Origin of the sequence: Sphingobacterium pedocola (assembly GCF_015209965.1) — a bacterium.
Lineage (GTDB): Bacteria > Bacteroidota > Bacteroidia > Sphingobacteriales > Sphingobacteriaceae > Sphingobacterium > Sphingobacterium pedocola.
On record NZ_MU158690.1, the window covers coordinates 758,553 to 773,054 of the forward strand.

The 14,502-nt window shown below is 43.9% G+C and carries 11 protein-coding genes; 5 read left to right on the forward strand and 6 right to left on the reverse strand.

The annotated features are described in order from the left end of the window. Nucleotides 1-6 precede the first annotated feature (6 nt). The 5 genes from C4F40_RS13320 to C4F40_RS13340 all read left to right on the forward strand — a co-directional run bounded on the left by C4F40_RS13320 (nucleotide 7) and on the right by C4F40_RS13340 (nucleotide 4,891). Nucleotides 7-555 (forward strand): hypothetical protein, encoded by a 549-nt coding sequence (locus C4F40_RS13320; protein WP_196939873.1) that lies wholly within the window; start codon nucleotides 7-9, stop codon nucleotides 553-555. A gap of 106 nt (nucleotides 556-661) precedes the next feature. Then, nucleotides 662-1,957, forward strand: coding sequence for a WG repeat-containing protein (locus C4F40_RS13325; protein ID WP_196939874.1), 1,296 nt, complete (start codon nucleotides 662-664; stop codon nucleotides 1,955-1,957). Beyond that, entirely contained in the window at nucleotides 1,933-3,195 is a 1,263-nt protein-coding gene (locus C4F40_RS13330) for a hypothetical protein (RefSeq protein ID WP_196939875.1), read from the forward strand. Before C4F40_RS13325 ends, C4F40_RS13330 begins: the two co-directional genes overlap by 25 nt. 13 nt (nucleotides 3,196-3,208) lie before the next feature. Then, nucleotides 3,209-3,841: a hypothetical protein gene (locus C4F40_RS13335; protein WP_196939876.1), complete on the forward strand. Its 633-nt coding sequence runs from the start codon at nucleotides 3,209-3,211 to the stop codon at nucleotides 3,839-3,841. 3 nt (nucleotides 3,842-3,844) lie between these two features. After that, nucleotides 3,845-4,891: a hypothetical protein gene (locus tag C4F40_RS13340; protein WP_196939877.1), complete on the forward strand. Its 1,047-nt coding sequence runs from the start codon at nucleotides 3,845-3,847 to the stop codon at nucleotides 4,889-4,891. A gap of 587 nt (nucleotides 4,892-5,478) precedes the next feature. Here the strand turns inward: C4F40_RS13340 and C4F40_RS13345 are convergent. Genes C4F40_RS13345 through C4F40_RS13370 form a run of 6 tightly spaced genes read right to left on the reverse strand, consistent with a single transcriptional unit; the run spans nucleotide 5,479 to nucleotide 14,498 of the window. Next, entirely contained in the window at nucleotides 5,479-6,780 is a 1,302-nt protein-coding gene (locus C4F40_RS13345; protein ID WP_231390062.1) for an MFS transporter, read from the reverse strand. Continuing rightward, a complete protein-coding gene (locus tag C4F40_RS13350) occupies nucleotides 6,770-8,272 on the reverse strand; it encodes a BNR-4 repeat-containing protein (RefSeq protein WP_196939878.1) in 1,503 nt (500 codons plus the stop codon). Before C4F40_RS13350 ends, C4F40_RS13345 begins: the two co-directional genes overlap by 11 nt. A 19-nt stretch (nucleotides 8,273-8,291) precedes the next feature. After that, nucleotides 8,292-9,395, reverse strand: a complete 1,104-nt coding sequence (locus tag C4F40_RS13355; protein ID WP_196939879.1) for a glycoside hydrolase family 88/105 protein — start codon at nucleotides 9,393-9,395, stop codon at nucleotides 8,292-8,294. Nucleotides 9,396-9,451: 56 nt separating this feature from the next. Then, the gene (locus C4F40_RS13360; protein ID WP_231390063.1) at nucleotides 9,452-11,101 is read right to left on the reverse strand and encodes a family 43 glycosylhydrolase; all 1,650 of its coding nucleotides are present in this window, start codon (nucleotides 11,099-11,101) and stop codon (nucleotides 9,452-9,454) included. A gap of 28 nt (nucleotides 11,102-11,129) precedes the next feature. Then, nucleotides 11,130-12,452, reverse strand: coding sequence for a DUF5000 domain-containing lipoprotein (locus C4F40_RS13365; RefSeq protein WP_196939880.1), 1,323 nt, complete (start codon nucleotides 12,450-12,452; stop codon nucleotides 11,130-11,132). 18 nt (nucleotides 12,453-12,470) lie between these two features. After that, nucleotides 12,471-14,498, reverse strand: coding sequence for a RagB/SusD family nutrient uptake outer membrane protein (locus tag C4F40_RS13370; RefSeq protein WP_196939881.1), 2,028 nt, complete (start codon nucleotides 14,496-14,498; stop codon nucleotides 12,471-12,473). Between the last annotated feature and the right edge of the window lie 4 nt (nucleotides 14,499-14,502).

The following is a 14,502-nucleotide window of genomic DNA, read 5'->3' on the forward strand; positions in this document are numbered from 1 at the left end:
ATGATCATGAAAATACTATTAATTCTTTTTCAAGGTATATGGCTCATCTTTTTTGCCGCCCAAGCCGCAGGTATCAAAAAGCATTTTCCGGCATTTTATGTCACGAGGGAATGCAATCGAAATGAGATTAGAACGCCAATTGTTGTAGAGAAGTCTGCATTGGACACTATTCGTTTAGAAGATAAACAGCTGCTCGTCGAAGCGTTTGAAAAATATTTTGCCGCTGGTGAAAACACCATCCGAAAGCAGGTTAATTTGAATCCTTGTCAGATTACTGTTATCGAAACTTACAGTTATTATGGAAATCCGCATATCCGTCTTTGGACATTTAACACAAAATTGGTAACTATAGACCGTGCATTTGGAGACAAGCTGCGAATTAACCTGGGCGATAATGGCAACACGATGTACGACAGTCGAATTAAAGCAAATAGAAAATTGTATGAGATAAATTTGAAGGGTATACCGGACGATGCGATGACTTTCCGGAATGAATTGGAAAGAATCTGGTATCAATATCAACAAACATGTAACGAACCGCCAGAAGCATATTAATGGATCACCTACCGAGTGCAGCGCGATAATAAAACAACATATAGAGGTGCCTAACTATTTAATCTAGATTTCCACACCACTAAGTACTAATTGTTACCCCCAAGATATGACGACAAATGAACAAGCATACGAACGGCTCGAATTACCGGTAGGCACCGACCTGCAAACGGTACGCAAGAAATTTGCAGAGATGCACAACGATTACCGCATGCGGATCGAAAATGCACCGACCCCGAGATTAAAACAGACGTTCGAACGCGGTTTGGAAGAACTGAAAGAAGCCTACGCCCTGCTCAACGGGAGTAATGGGATGGATGATACGGCAGCATTGCCCCGAACAGGGGAAATATTTGTGAAGGCCGAAGATACTGTGGCAAGGCAGCCGCCGGTAGCGCCACTGTTATCATCTGAACAGCCACAGTCGACCGACGAACCACGAAATCCGGAAAAAGCTGCAATTCGGGGAAAGTCCGGAACTTATATCGGAATAGCTGCGGTGGTAATAGCTCTTGCGACAGGTGGCTATCTCTTGACTGTTCGTAACAGTAGCGATCAACTGCCCATCTCAACCACGAGCCCAGCTCAGGACTCGACGGCATGGGAAGCTGCATTAGCAGGTCGTAATGTAGCGTCGTACGAGCATTACCTCAAACAGTACCCTACCGGTATATTTGCTCAGGTGGCTCGAGATTCTCTCGGAATAAGCAGCGAGGAGCTTAACATAGAAGTGGCCGAAAAAAACTCAATACTACAGCAACCTGTGCTCGAAAAAACGGACATACAACTATCCAACACAATCAGCGAGGAGAATAAAGTAGAAAACAGTGCAGCAAGCGCGAAAGGAAAAATAAAAAAATGGGAAGAAAAATCACAATGGGCGGGCATAGTTTTTTCCGAGGGGTTGGCTAGGGTTGATGCCGACGGTAAATATGGCTATATAAACCGTGAGGGCGATGTGGTTATCCCGCTGAAATATGATAATGGCTTGGGTTTTTCGGAAGGACTGGCTGGCGTAGAGATTCAAGGAAAATGGGGATATATCAATAAAGAAGGTAAAATAGTGATCGCAGCGGGATATGATGACGCCTATGATTTTTTTGGGGATATCGCGGAAGTCTCCCTAAAAGATAAAAGTGGAGTCTACAAGCAGGGCTATATCAATAAACAGGGGAAGATAGTTGTCCCCGTCAAATATGCTACATTGGATCGGTTTTCGGAAGGTCTATCAATGGTGAGCCTAGATAATAGATGGGGGTTTGTGGATAGGTCGGGTAACGAAGTTATCCCTTTAAAATATCACGCAGCGCGTGATTTTAAAAATGGAATCGCAGCGGTATACGACGGTAAGCAGTGGTTTTATATCGACAAACAAGGTGAATGTGTAAAGAATTGTCCGGATTAAATCTCAATACCCATTTCAATACGATGAATAGAGAACAAGCCCTAAAAAACCTTTCTTTGCCGGTGGATGCCGACATCGAGATGATCCGCATGCGTTTTGCGGCACGATATACATTAAGCGATACACAGTACGACCGCGCCCTAACCGATAGGATGAAGGAGCTGCACGAACAACATATCCGCGAACTGGAGCAAGCGTACAAAGTGCTCACCGACAATCCGATTATTTCGGACATGGGGGCTTTGCTTTCCTTAGGTAAAGGGTATGTCGAAGAAGGCGAGTACATGCTCGGTGAAGACGAATCTGTTGTTGCTGAAGAAGCACTGGCATTTTTTGCGCTATATCCACATGAGGTCTCCGAACTTTTGGAACAGCGGTATGCGCAGTATGTCGAGGGGCTGGAATATGCCATGCAACAGGTCGGGTTGGAAGCGTCGAAGGAACCTTTCCGACAGGAAATACGACGGGCAAAAGTCTGTTTAGACGTTGCAATCAATTACCGCTTAACAAATCAGCTGGTCGCTGCTACAGAACAAGAACCAGAAGAAGAGATGGGGCTTCCTACATCTGATTTGTATGACAAAAGACTCAATGCGCACACGGCTCACCGCAAAGAGGAACCAAGCAAGAGCAAGCTTATCGGTATTTTTACGGTAATCCTCTGTTTATCGCTTATTGGCGCCTGGTTTGCCAAAGATTACTGGATAAATGATGATAAAGAAAGGGTAGACGAACCAAACGGTAAACTTGAGCCTATAGCATCGTTAAACATTGAGCCGGAGGGGGCAAATCAGCCTCCTGACATTACTGAAAAAAAGAATGTGCCACACACTTTAGCCGCTCCACCCATAGAACCACCTTTGACCATCGTTAAAAGCATACTGAAAAAGTATACATCCGGTTATGAAATAACAGTAACGAAAGGCAATATCCAGCTGACCGGCCTTCGACAATACCTGCTTCCGCTGAAAAATATCGATACTATTAATGAGAAAAATCAATTTGTCAGCTTGTCCGGTCGCTCGCTGTATGTAGATGGCAAACCAACGAAAACAGCCGATGGTGTGGTGCTGTCGAATATCCCCTCGGCCGATAAAAGCCGTTTGATAGATGCAATACGTAGACTGGCTCCGTTGCCAGCTAAAGCGTCATCAGCTCTTGCACAGGATCTCGGAGAAGCGAACCCTATTCTCAAAAAGGACAGTGTAAAAGTGATTGCGCAAGGAGCAGATATATGATACGTAAAATTTTATGGAAGAGAACGATATGGATGATAACAAACGTGAAATACTGGAGAAGCGACGCGTAGCGCTACAGGTAAAGTTGCTTGCGAAGACCTATATTGATAAACATATAGCGCCCACACAGGAAATATTAGATTACTTACGGCGGGAGGGGGTTGTGTACCAAATTGCCGGTCTTCCCTTTGTACCTGTCGAGTATCAACCATATATCATGGAAGTAATCACACAGCCATTGTATAACGACTCCGGCTTTCGGCCAGCTCACCTGCAATGCGCGGCGTTGGAGGCACTATTGGACGGAATATTCGAGCGGTTTCCGTCCGTTAATCCACTGCGTTACGTACCTGATCTGCCGCAATATGCAGACTGCCACGCCGCATCACTTCAAAATGGTTACCGAGACGGACTAGAAAAGGTGGTTCAAGCACTAGGTTTGGAAGAACAGCTTGTATACATGCATTTTCTGCACTATGGGCTCGTCTTGATCGCATCGCTTCAAGAACTGGGCGCACACGATCACGAGGATATTTTCAGTACCTGGATCGGTGAGGTGGTCATTTTTCCGGCGCAGCTAGATTGGTTAATTGCCTTTACATTGGAGGAAGAATGGTTAGGCGGGAGAAAACAAAAAAAGAACTGAAAAATGTATTATTCATTACACAAGAAGGCGTATCTGCCACCGGTTTACATCATCTTGCTCGGCCTCATGGCAATAGCGTGCCATCCCCCGCAAGCCAACGAAAAAATAGATAATACTACGAGTTCCCTTGTGGATTCAAGCATCCTGCATTTCATTCCGACGATGCAGCACCGTGTACCTGTAGATCGAAATGCGGTGTATGCCGCAAGCCTTCCGTTAGCATGGAATGTGCTGCGTACTGAAATTAATGCATCTGCTGCAATAAAAACAGACATGCACAGTTTAGCCCTGCTCGATAGTGTATCGACCCGAATCGATGCGCTCGATGATGCAGACTACCAACGTAAGGTGGAACGTGTCGGCAGCGGTATCAGCGTGGCAACCCGACAAAAGATTGATCTTACTTTTTCACCATCATTTGATGATTTGTCCGGGAAATTGCTGTTTGACAGCGTTCCGGTAACGGCTTTTGGAACCTCAAAGGAACAAAATGCAATACATCCACATCAAGTCGAAGTACTGGTATACCGAAGCGACGAGCATTTTGCGGTACGCTTAAACCCTGCGGAGCAGGATCACGAGATTTTGCTTTTTAAAGCCGATCGCTCTTTTGATGATTTCGCACAAATGTATAAGGTACTATTGGAAGAATGCGAACGGGGTGAAAAAGAACAGATAGATCCCACACAACAGTGGCGTTATCAGCTTACGGATGTGGACGAGCTCCTCATCCCAACGGTTGGATTTGATAAACGCACTATCTATGCCCAATTTGCGGGGCAAATATTTGGTGTTCAACAAGCGGAATATACTGTTGAGGAAGTGAGCCAAAGTGTTGCTTTCGTCATGAATAAATACGGCGTAAGTATGGAAACGGGAGCGGAGATTATCGTCAGTATGGGCGGTGTGCCCATGGATGATATGCCGAAACCGAAAATGCTCCGGTTTGACAAGCCATTCTATATCATGATGAAAAAAAGCGACAAGGTATCGCCCTATCTGGTCGTATACATTGCCAATACGCTGTTATTAGAAAAAGGAGAACGCTAGTAAACACGAAGGAACTTATTTTTTCAGGTGCGTGTTGTTATTTAATTTCAATCATTCAATCTGGGGCCTCTTTATTCTTCAGCAGTATCGTTATGCCGCTACGCTACCTATGCGAATGCGTTTTGAAGAACTGACTTTTCTGTATTTTTATAATGTATAGAAAGACACCTATGCAAAAGAGCAGAAATTTAAAGAATTTGTTCGCGACCCCGAACTGCAGGATGGATGGAAGAACTCAAAGTCTAATTTAGCAAAATAAGTCCCTACGATCAGACTTCATTTTATACTGTTGTTAGTTTGTCATTATATATCGATGTATTAGCTTTAAAACGTAACCCCGATCTAATTTTAGATCGGGGTTTGCATTCGATATTATAGCTTTGGAACCGCCCGTTTGTGACGCTTTCCCACATGCTTCTGCAGAGAGGATATCTGTACCTTCAGGTCTACTGCTACGAAATGAAGGTCGTTATCGGGAGACGCTGGCGGATTTTTGGACGGAATGATCACTTTTGCATCTACATTTTTTAAACGCTCGGCAATAGCCCTTCCTGATCCTTTTGTCCGCCAGCTACCTCAGAATAATGCTAATCATCTTCCAAAAAATCCAAATCTCGTCCATGTGTCTCTGAAATACTGGAGATGGAGTATATACTCACGATAAAACAGATGACTGCTATAATGGTTACAGACTCTATTACGCCAATATATTCTTTTAGACCCACAAAAAGACTTGTCATTAAGATGACCGTACCGCGAACCATATTAGGAATAGTGGTTGCAGCCGTAGCACGCATATTCGTACCAAACTGCTCTGCACCAATAGTAACAAACATGGCCCAATAGCCCACTCCAAATCCCAGCAATGCAATCAGTGTATAAAAGATAAAACTCGTATTGATAGGGGCATACAAAAGTATTATGGTAAATACAAGGGTAAACAATATCATATACAACACCGCTTTCTTTCGTGATTTGAGGTAGTGGCTAATCAGTCCGCTTGAAAGATCGCCCAAAGACAATCCAATATAACACCACATAATAGCTAAACCCGGTTGGACAGGTTCTTTTATCCCGAGGGCTACACCCAGCTCGTTACTGAACGTAGCAAGTATGCCGATGACAAACCACGTAACGACGCCTATGCCTATACAACGCAGATAGCGAAATAGGCGATCTTTGTTGGTAAAAAGCATCAGAAAATTTCCTTTTTTTACGTGTTTCTTATTTTTAATATGGCTAAATACACCCGATTCGAATACACCTACACGCAACGCAAGCAACAACATACCCATCCCTCCGCCAATGAAATAGGCCGTCCTCCAATCAAACAGTTCTACCGTGAAATAAGCGAATACGGCTCCAAGTAAACCGATACAAGCGACCAAAGATGTCCCTATTGCCCGTAATCTTTTCGGCAGTATTTCAGAAACCAAGGTAATACCGGCGCCCAGTTCTCCCGCTAGTCCTATCCCAGCTACAAAACGTAAAATTTTATACGTATCGGCATCTTGCACAAAACCACAAGCTATGTTAGCAAGAGAATACGTCAATATGGAACCGAACAATACCGATAGGCGACCTTTTTTATCTCCCAGCACACCCCATAATATACCGCCCAATATTAGTCCTGTCATTTGCCAGTTGATAATACTCGCACCAATGATAGAAACCTGCGCATCCGTATATCCCAATGACAAGAGACTTGGAATTCGCACGATACCAAACAGGAGTAAATCATAGATATCTACAAAATATCCCAATGCCGCCACAATAACCGGGATAGATAACAGATGTTGAACGTTTGTTTTTCCTTTACTTTGTGCGACATTAGGGATGTTGACGTCCATACTATCAGGCAACAAATCCGATGTTCTATTACTTTCCATTCGTGTTATATATTCTTTCCGGTTTTACAAATGGGCTATCCACATTTTCTGGTAGCCGATAAACATTTCCTTTTTCGTCCGTAAAATAAAGTCTAGAATTAGAGGGTTCTCGACCATTACCGTCACTCCACAGCGCAACAAAATCAGGATGGACATTCACGGGGCGTCGCGCAAAACTGTGATTATGTACGCTGTTTTTTGTAAGCTCTTTGCTCTTTTTCCAAGTTTTGCCTTCATTTTTTGATTCCCAACGCACCATTTCTCCACCTGTATTGTATTCTTGAGGTCCCATGCTGGTTGGAGCGATGACTACCCATTTCCGCTTATCAATGTAAAGCGAACCAAGGTCATAATTATTGCCTGAAGTCGTGAAAGGCCTTATTTCCCATGATTTTCCATTCCAGCGAGCGGTATGCCATTCTCGTGGACCATGTTCCGGACCTGGAAGCGGCCCTTTACTCGTCAAATACAGAATAACTGGATTGCCTTTTTCATCAAAATTGACATCGGAGATATATACATTTCTTTCCTTGCTGTCATATTCTTGCACCAGCGCCGCGTTATCAATATCCATAAGCGGCAAGGTAACAGCGTTGCCGTCGATCGTTTGCCATGTTTTACCAAAATCTTTTGTTTGTAGATAATACAAGTTGGTGCGGAAATCCAACCCCCCGCGTACTGGGCGTTTTGGGTGATAGTTAAACGCAGTTCCGACCAGATTCTCCCGATGCCCACTGGTTTGATATTGGCCTACACCAAGCCTCGATAAATCATTCCATTCAGACCATTCTACTCCATTTGAGCTGCTCATATATTTGATTACCCGTCCACTATCTTTTTCGTAGCGTGTGAACAAGCCCAAAAAGCCATTCTCTTTCGTGTAGTACATCTGTAAATAAGAAAAATTGTTCAGGGGAACTTTTTTTCCGTTCTCTAATCGCGTGGCTTCTACCCGCTCAAACGTACTGATATCGTAAGGTTTTATGCTCTTATGGATAAAAGAAGGCCTACCTGTACCATGCGATGTAGAGAAAATCCAGATATGTCCATCTTTGTCTACCTGTATAACCGGATTATCATGCGCGTCGTCCGTTGCCTTGTTCACGACCATAACAGGTCGCGCCACTTCACCTGTTTTGTGATCGAAATAGGATACAGTATGAATCAGCGTTTTACCGGTCTCGTCGGTCCCGCCATAGCAGAAGAATGTTTTGTCTACTTCCGGCGTATAAACAGAAAAAGGATAATGATTGGCGCAGTAGGTCGCCATTCCACCACTGTACTTGTATTTGTATTCGTTTGCTATCTTTCCCGCAGAACCTGCTCCAGCAATCATGTACCAGATGCCATTAAAACCATTTGCAGGTTTATTTAATAGTTTGGCATCACCGTAGATTTTATCTTTTTTAGCATCGTTTTGTGCACTGCCTTTTATTGAAAAAAGGCAAAGGACTAGCGCCAATCCGATGTAGATATGATATTTACTTTTCATGTTATTTATATCAAATTCTTTATCTCTTCAATTTAATTACTTCGCTGCCGGCCAATAAGAATGCCCCTGTCCCGTACACTTCCCAGCTGTTTTCACTGAAATTTTTCTGCGGTGTTGCTCCGATAGGCTGCACCCATCCCACGCGTCCTTCTTCATTCACACATGTTGTAAGTGCTACCCAAGCTTTTTCGACGATCGGCAAAAATTCCTTTTTATCCAATAAATTATTATTAATACCCCACGCTAAAGCATAGCAGAAAAAACCCGAGCCGCTCACTTCTCCTCCCGGATAAGATGCCGGATCTAAAAGACTGGCCCGCCATAAACCATCAGCTTGCTGTAATTCCCTTATACGGCTTGCCATTTCCATGAATAGACCTTCGTAGAAGGCACGCTTCGGATAATCTTGAGGCAGCTCTTTTAAAATACGAACCAATCCCCCCATTACCCAACCATTGCCGCGCGACCAGAATATTTTCTTGCCGTTAGCTTCCTTACGTCCCGAACCATCTGGTTTGATAACATAATTAAGGTCACGGGCAAATAGTCGTTCTTCCTTATTGTATAATAAGTCGTACGATTCTTCGAAATATTCATCACTTGCATCCAGGTACTTTTTTTCTCCCGTGATCATTGCTAACTTCACCAATGTAGGCGGTCCCATGAACAACGCATCGCACCACCACCATTTAATCACGTCGACCTCTCCCTTTGTGGGGTAAGGGTTTGCTAATAGCTTATCTACTACTTCAATAGTGGGCTGGATCATTTCAGGTTTTCGTTCCTCTTGATATAAATCCAGATACGTTTGGTTCACGACAATATCATCTGCATGGTACCACCGCTTGAACGGCATCCAATCCTGCGTGCTAGCGATATCCCGCATCGCATTATAGACCTTTTTCGATCCGGTGGTTTGCCATGTCGCCACCACACCAGCGTATAATGCACCATTGGTCCAATCCTTCGGATCATGTTTAGGATGTTTAAGCTGCCAGTCGGTAGCCTTCAGCATTATATTTTTAATATATTTTTTACTGAATACTTTTTTGTCTGTACGTTGAGCAAACGTCATTCCGGTAACGACGACCAGCATCAATAGGGTTAAGATTCTCTTTGTCATAACTTTTTCTTCACAATAAATTTAAATTGAACAACACATTATTAATATAATGTAAATTAAAACACCGGTTTCAACATACTCTCGAAAGAAGGATATCCATTATTGACCAACGGCCAACCTTGGGTATCCCAGTGTATTTTATCCAACATGAGCACCCGTTGATTGACACCGTTAACCATCGGATTGTTAACGTCAATAGCATGATATAATATCCAATCATCACCATTATTATCCGTCATTATCGGTGCGTTATGCCCCGGTCCTGCGTATTGTGCATTCCGCTGCAATACTAATGTACCATTACCTCTGTCAGCGATATCATTCCCATTTCTATCGAGGTATGGCCCAAGTAAGTTAGTAGAACGCGCTACCAAGACACGGTACGTACTGTTTGCCCCGTCACAACAGCCTCCTTTCGATCCGAAAAAGTAATAATATCCGTTTTTCTTGAAAATGTTGACTGCTTCCCAGTCTCCCGCGGCAATTTTGAATTTCTGAGACATATCTCGAACGCTTCTTCCGTTTTCCGTTAGCTCGACAGCATGGGTTCCCTGTTCGGAAGTGTTGTCAAAGCTTCCCCAAAACAGATATTTCTTGCCATCGTCTTCATAATAGAACGGATCAATGGAGTTTGGCACACCGATTTCTGACGAAAGAAATAATTTGCCGTAATCTGAGAATGGACCTGCGGGATAATCCGCGATTGCCAATCCAATACCCGGATCCGGGTCATCCCATATCGACATCGAATAATATAGGTGATACTTACCGTTAACATAGGCAATATCCGGTGCCCAGACCCCACCAGAAGGTTTCCATGCAGGTTTGTTGGAAAACGCATTCCCGACATATGACCAGTTTACCAGATCCTGTGAACGCACAATCGGGACAATTTGGTTCGTGCCACTAGGCCAGCGATCTTCCGTACCGTAAGCATAGAAGTATCCCGTCAATGGATCCCTGATCACGGAAGGATCTGCCAAGATCGGGGTAAAGACCGGGTTCGTATACTCCAGTTCAGCCGGATTAGCAAATATATTAACGGATGCACTAATCGAATAAAACAAATCAGGAGAAAGCACCTGGGGTTTGTAAATACTCCTATGGGTAAATTCTTCGCCCGAAAAATCTGCGATAATCAGTTCCGAATCAATACCTGCCTTCAGTAGGATTGTCTTTTCCTGACCGTCCGCAGACGATATGTAGGTAACTTCCTCACTGTCATACCCTCTCATCCCCTCCATCGGCCGGAATCGAATCCGCAGTGTATTCCCTGCTACGGCCATCTGGCTGACACTTCGTAGAATCAAACCTCTTTCATAAACATTCCCATAAGCCTGCCCAACAACTTCGGTCTTCACCGAGCGATTGTCAGCGGCATCATAAGTGTGAAGATTAAATACGTAGTTACCTTCTTCCAGTCCTTCTATCAACGTGAGCGTATCCTTTTCAGACGTAATCGGAACCTCAATACTTCCGCTTCCCGATGACCAGGAAATCACCACCTTGGTTACCCGCGGATCCTTAATCGGCTTCCAAGTTAACAGCATCCTTTCCCGTCCGGCATATGCTCTGGCCGAATCTACGCTTTCTGTATAGGTAATCGGTCCGTCTTTTAGGAAATCTCTGTAGGTGCTGTCCATCTGGTTACAGCTTGATTCGATCAACGCCAATAAGATTATTATAACAGCAAAATATCTTTTCATAACATTAAAGTTTATTAACAAATATGCATTACTCGACGGGATTCCCAAAAAATTGAAATTGTAGGGAAGCCCAATAAGGTATATTTCCCCACGTGGAAAATACACGATAACGAACATATCTATAAGGTTCAATACCCTCCGGCATATCAAAATTCTCGCCGTTTGTCGTGACGAGCCGATCCTCCGCTGTACTATTTTCATCGCCGGGTATCGGGCTCCCTGAAGGCCTTACAGATTCGAAGGAACCGATCAACGTCCAGGACGCCCAGGAGCCATCGGGGTTAGGGTCATTGCTTCCCCATAATTCAAACCGTTTCACATGCGTAGCGGCGAACGTGTGGGCAGGAGGATTACTGCTATTACGTACCTGCCGAGGGAAATAGACAAACCTGCTCATCACATATTCCCTCCCCAAATCAATGGTTATACTGGTCGGCAGTACCGTAGTGGTATTGGAAAAGAAGAAGTATGGGTTAGTACCAGAGAATGGCTGCGTTGTATTTCCACTCCAAAGCGCATGAATATTTCCTACGCCAGAACCTGCGCCCGTATGATACGGTTGTACCGGTGGTGTTCTATTCGGAAGATCATGTGTAATATCCCCCGGTAATGGAAAATTTGCAAACAGTGTTCTGTCTGCCATTTCTTCATAAATAGGTGTCGCTTGAATCGCCAACGTATCCGATACATTTTGCCAGCGGTCCCTACAGACTACGCCAAAGGTTGTTTCTACACTTTCCAACCCTCTGACATAAAACACGCCCTCTTTTAAACTAGTGTATAAAGTTTCTAATTCTTGCCATATACCGCCATCGTTTAGTTTATAAAAAATAAGCTGTAAGTTAGCTCCCGTCGGATTTTTATATATCGATTTCACGCCACCGAAAACTGGTTCTACATCTAATGTTTCCGCTACTATTAGAAAAGGAGGTGTGGTAGGATAAACCATAACTTCTACCGGTTCGGACCGCACTTCCGAAAAACTCACTGAATAAAGCGAAACTTTATATTCTCCCTCTTCCGGAAACCCGTCAAGCTCCAGCTCATTCGTGTAGAACGACCCCTTTTTGGTGGTTTTTTTGCCTTTTATCTCGTATACGGCTTCTATATAATTGACATTGTCATCATTGGGCAAGGCGTATTTAACAATAGCACCACCACTAACATTTACAACACCCGAGACCGTTACAGGTTGCGGAATACCATCTCCTTTTCCAATGGGGCTGTTCATATCAGCATCACCGCATGAAAACAACATTGCAACCGACAGCAAAAGTATGATATGTTGCATCAAAAAAGCATATGCTTTTTTATGCTCACTTTTGATTTTATGATAAGTTTTTATATACATATATCTTAGATTCTATAATCAATACCCGAAATTCTGAACGAGATTTTCATTTTTCTGTAACTCGTTAACCGCGATTGGCCAAAAATAATCTTTCATCGTAAACAATGGTTGGTATAGGTTTACCGGAACATAATACTCTTCTTCTGTGGAGCCGTATACGTACCATCCGGTAATCGGCTTATTGAGTTCTTCATAAGCCATCTTCCAACGACGCAGATCCCAATAGCCTTTTCCTTCAAATGCCAGTTCGATGGTACGCTCCCGTTGTATGATTTCCCTTCTTCCTTCCAAGGTATTAGGTTTATCCGGCCGACTGGAATACAAGCTCCATGACCTCTCTATTTCTTCGAGCCCCGCTCTTTCTCGTACGAGATCCACATATTCCAATACCTCTTCTTTACTCCCTCCCGCCTCATTTAATGCCTCTGCATAAAGTAAATAGAGGTCTGCCAGCCGCATGACCGGCCAAGCGTAATAAACAGCTGTTGCACTGGACCCCGTCGATACCGTCGTCTGGTAATTATTTAGCTTTTTTCCGGAGTATCCGGTAAGATTGTGGCTGTTGGCGCGGAAACTACCGGCACTGCCCGTATAGCGCATCTCGGCTACAAGAGGATTACTTTCGTCCAAAAACCCGGAACCAAACCATATCCCTCCATCAAAAACTAAATCTGCATAAAATCTTGGCTCACGATCAAAATTCAATCCAGCCGTAGTATATCCTTCCCGGATATTCAATCGATGGTCTGCCGCTGCGGTCCGCAAGTCGTACATGCCATTCCGATTGTAGGTAATATCTTCTTCAATCGGCACACCATTTTTGGTGTAGAACTTCTGGACAAACTTCAAAGGGACATTCAGGCGCGCCGTGAAATTGGTATTGGTTGAAGTAGACACTAACCCTCTCGGCCAGTTATGTCCGGCGATAGCCGACTGTCCATTAGAAGATGACGTGCCCCCTACCCAGCAATTTGTATTGGGCCATATCACTTCGCGGTTCCAATTTTCGTTTACCGCACCACTGATACTCAGTTTAGTCTTCGTGATATCCGATATGGGTAAAGTCAATCCACCTTCAAAGGTATATAAGGACCGTCCTTGTATTTCCAACATATCGATAGCTTCCTTACTCGTTGCCGCCGCTTTTACCCAACGTGCTCTTTTCTCTTCATCTGTTTTATTTGGGCTGAATATGGCGATGCCACGGTTATCGACAATGCTTGCATAGTCTGTATTACCATTAAATAAAGGACTAGCTGCGGTTACCTGCACATATGCTTTGAAGGCCAGTACAATTCCCTTGTTAATACGTCCCAACTCTTCTGCTTCATTCATCGTATACTCCGGCAGGTATTCATTCGCCAAAGCTTCATCGAATAAACTTTCGATATATTCAAAACACTCATCCAATGTATTCCGATACACTTTAGTTTCCGCAATGCTCGCACCGACCGGAAGGTTTTGATCCATGATATAAATGGGTCCGTAATTCCGGACTAACCAAAAGTGGTAGTACGCTTTCAGAAAGGTCACTTCGCCCTTCCATTTTTCCTTTTCGTCCTCCATCATATCGGGCACACGGTCTATGTTTTCCAAAAAAATATTGCAATCACTAATACCTTGGTAGAGAGACCGTCCCGGTGCGTTTAAATTAGTATACCCGATCCAAGCATCGGCATAGGGTGAATTGGCATTCTGGTTGCCATATTGGATATTGGCTCCTACTCCGCCCAATGCGCCGTCGGTACTAATTTCGCTGGTCGCCGTGAAGAACTCTTCTCCCGCCGAAAAGGACGGATTAGAGGAAGCGCTCCCCTGTTGTGGCATATAAGAATAGCAAGTGAACAGATATTTCTCTGCGGAAATCCTTGTCGTAAAGGCATTATCGATGGTGGCTATTCCGTCAGGAACAATATCGAGGTATTTTCTACACGATCCCGTGATGGTAACAAGAGATATAAAGAGTAGGAGTGTTCCCCTGCGGTGTAATAAAAATCTAAACCTGTCCATAATAACTGAATGCATATAAATAAAATATTCTTTCATTTTC